Source organism: Peribacillus sp. NPDC058002 (assembly GCF_042886655.1).
GTDB classification, from domain to species: Bacteria; Bacillota; Bacilli; order Bacillales; family DSM-1321; genus Peribacillus; species Peribacillus aracenensis.
In genome coordinates this window covers 1-2,590 of record NZ_JBHVQU010000379.1, presented here as the reverse complement: position 1 = coordinate 2,590, position 2,590 = coordinate 1, and the positions used below count along the sequence as shown (strand labels likewise).

Genomic DNA, 2,590 nt, shown 5'->3' with positions numbered 1-2,590 from the left:
TTATAAGTGTGCCCTAATGGTTACCCTGATTACATTTCATTGGATGATACTGCTATTTCAATTTGTATTTGGCAATTTTCCTATATAAACTAGCAACATGAATTTTCAGCTTTTGAGCTGCTAAAGAACGATCACCTTCCGAATCTTTCAATGCTCGCTGAATGGCGGATTTTTCAGCATTACCTACAACTTCATCCAACGTACCGGACATAGAATTATCCATCGATGAGGGAACCTCCATTATGAAATTAGGTGTAAAATATAAAGAATCCAGAGTTAGAGTCCCTCCATCTACGATATTCATTCCGCGTTCGATTATCGCTTTGATTTCACGGATGTTACCAGGCCAATCATATTGGATAAGCCAATCTTGGAGTTTAGGATCAATTTCTTTCACATTGGACCCTAACTTGTTATTGAAATGCTCGATGAAATGATATGCCAGAGGAAGAATATCTTCGTGCCGCTCCCTTAAAGTAGGAATTTTCAATTCAAAAACATAAAGTCGATAATATAAATCTTGGCGGAATTTCCCTTCTTGAATAAGGGTTCTTAAATCTCTATTCGTCGACGCGATAATACGTATATCAACATTTTTAGTCCCCGTCCCCCCTAGTCTTTCCACTTCCCTTTCCTGTAAAACTCGTAATAGCTTTCCTTGAGCCTGATAAGGCAATTCAGAAATCTCATCTAAAAACAACGTACCATTTTGGGCTAATTCTATTTTTCCAGGCTTACCTTCTTTTTTCGCCCCGCTAAAAGCGCCAGCTTCATAACCAAAAATCTCCGATTCAAATAATTCATCTGGAATCGCGGCACAATTTACCGGCACAAATGGCTGTGCTTTTCTTGTACTCAAACTATGGATCGCTTGGGCAAAAAGTTCCTTTCCCGTTCCCGTTTCCCCTGTAAGCAGTACTGTTGAACTGCTTGTAGCAATTTTGGCGGCAAGTTCTTTTACCCTCTCTATCTCCTTACTCTTTCCAACAATCTCTTCGAAGCTATATCGACTTTGAACCACGGAATTTTTCTTGGGTTTATTCTTCTCCAAGGATTTGGAAAAATACACCAAATCACTGTATTCCAGTTCGTCTTGTCTGATGATTATGGTATAAATGGTAATACCTTCTTGTCGAAATACCCTTATAAAACAAGAGTGTCCACTGATCACACCAGAAAACACATGTTTGTGGGCAAGACCTTTCAAAGAAAAGTTGGAAGAAGTATGAATGACTCTCTTAATGGACTTTCCTATCAAATCAGTCGGCATCATCATGAAATATTCATAAAAATCAGCAGTTGCGCCTATAATTCTTCCATTTTCATCAACTTCAATTGATCCCCAATTCCTTATGACGTTTTTAACATTTTCCATTCACATCACCTAATACCTTGATTACTTAAAACAAAGATTACAACTTGACCCTTAATGACTTCAATTCCTGCCTGATTAAAGCAAGTCACCTTTTGCGTAACCCAATCTCTATTCAAATTAATATCGATAACCTCAAGTTCCGCTGAAATCATGTCGCCTATATGTACTGGATGATAAAAGACCAATTCCTTTTGTAAAAGTATACAGGCACTACCAGGGAGCTTTTCACTGATCACTTGAGTGATAAGGCCTTCCGTTAACAAACCAGGTACAACCGGCTTGCTGAAATTACTTTTCCATGCTTCTTTATTCACTTGATAAATCGGACTGAAGTCTTTTGTTAATTCATTACATAATTTTACGTCAGATTCTTTAAATGTACGTTGCATACTAGCAACCTGGCCAATGAACAAATCAGTGATTGTTAAACTCATAACACCGCTCCTTGTTTTTTCAGAATATTCAATTTTAATATAATACTAACTATACATAACTTTCCAATCAAATACTATAAAATGGGAGTTCGTTTGTGGTTTTACTCGTGAATTGTTTTATTTACCAAAAATCGCCTATATGTCAGGGAATGGTCTGGATAACTTCGATGGCACGAGGATACATCTCCGGAAGGAAGCCGCGAATCGTTTCCAATGCATCGGGATTTGGCCGGGCCTCACCGTAATCATTAATCGTGTACTCATATTCCGCTACCCGAAGCAGTGAACGGATGACTTCGACGGATTGAACAAGTTCACCCAAATCACGCTGTACATGCAGGAATCCATCAACTCCGATAGAGTCTGCCACTTTACAAGCTACTTCAACGGCAAATGCCAGTTTAATATATCCACGTACGCCTGATTGGTGAGCAGGCTGTTCTGCGATTCCCGTCATTGGATACAAGCGGTTTGCCGCCTCCACATTGTTGTATAAGAAGACACGATTCCAAGGAACCAGGACATCATTGAATACAAGCAGGGCATCCATTTCCTCATAGCGGGAGGCCAGTGGATGGTCAAACATCGAGCGTGTTCCGTCCTGCATTGGTTCCCGGCAGATTAATGCGCAGTCCAGGCGTATCGATCGGCAGTGCAAATGCTACCGCGTGACGTTCATCGCCTGGTGTGAATCCTGGGAAAGAATAGATAATCACCTCATCTGTAATCGGTGCCAGGGTTGCTAGCACCTTTGCACCGCGTACAAGTCTTCCTTCTTCTT

General features: G+C 40.3%; 2 protein-coding genes and 1 pseudogene. All 3 read right to left on the bottom strand.

The features are described from left to right. Window positions 1-52: 52 nt before the first annotated feature. Window positions 53-1,375, bottom strand: coding sequence for a sigma-54 interaction domain-containing protein (locus tag ACFVSH_RS25280; RefSeq protein ID WP_387708502.1), 1,323 nt, complete (start codon window positions 1,373-1,375; stop codon window positions 53-55). Window positions 1,376-1,380: 5 nt separating this feature from the next. After that, window positions 1,381-1,809, bottom strand: coding sequence for a MaoC/PaaZ C-terminal domain-containing protein (locus ACFVSH_RS25275; RefSeq protein WP_387708500.1), 429 nt, complete (start codon window positions 1,807-1,809; stop codon window positions 1,381-1,383). Window positions 1,810-1,957: 148 nt separating this feature from the next. Beyond that, window positions 1,958-2,590 (bottom strand): annotated as a pseudogene (locus ACFVSH_RS25270) (4-hydroxyphenylacetate 3-hydroxylase N-terminal domain-containing protein); the annotation flags it as partial.